This window comes from Psychrobacter sp. FME13 (assembly GCF_014861395.1).
Classification (GTDB): Bacteria; Pseudomonadota; Gammaproteobacteria; order Pseudomonadales; family Moraxellaceae; genus Psychrobacter.
This window is the reverse complement of record NZ_RRYV01000372.1, coordinates 1-595: the sequence shown is the minus strand read 5'-3', so window position 1 is coordinate 595 and position 595 is coordinate 1. Positions and strand designations below refer to the sequence as shown.

At 39.8% G+C, this 595-nt stretch carries 1 protein-coding gene; it reads left to right on the top strand.

All coding sequences use genetic code 11. The features are described 5' to 3' along the window. Positions 1-79: 79 nt before the first annotated feature. Entirely contained in the window at positions 80-544 is a 465-nt protein-coding gene (locus tag EI164_RS16645) for a response regulator (RefSeq protein ID WP_225739376.1), read from the top strand. Positions 545-595 lie beyond the last annotated feature (51 nt).

The following is a 595-nucleotide window of genomic DNA, read 5'->3' as shown; positions in this document are numbered from 1 at the left end:
ACGATCTAAGTATAGCTTATTCTGAAATATCTATGCTAATTGATGACACGCCCTAGTTTCTGAGCTGCTGCGCTTAACCTTGTCTACAAGAAAAAAACTAAACATACTGGTCAAACATCAATATGACAGCAGCCCATCTTTTGTAGAAGAATATGCACCCAAAAAAGAAGTCTTGTCTCCACTGATTCTAGTCGCAGAGGATAGTCCAACCAACCAAAAAATAACCTGCAAAATATTGAGTAAGCTTGGTTATCGTAGTGTAGTCGCAGAAGATGGTCAGCAAGCTCTTGAACAGTTAAAGACTCAACGTCAAGAGATCTCGCTTATTTTAATGGATTGCCGTATGCCAGTTATGGATGGGCTACAAGCAACTCAAGCTATTCGCTTGCAAGGTGATAACATCCCTATCGTGGCACTGACAGCAAACAGCTCAACCGAAGACCAAGAGGCTTGTAAACAAGTAGGTATGGATGGCTTTTTATCCAAACCTATTAACAAAAAAGATTTAGAAGTCATAAGACCTCTTGCAAAAGTCATAGGTTAAGCTCGGAATTAATGATACCAGCAAACAGCTTCATTCTAAGATCATAGCGCT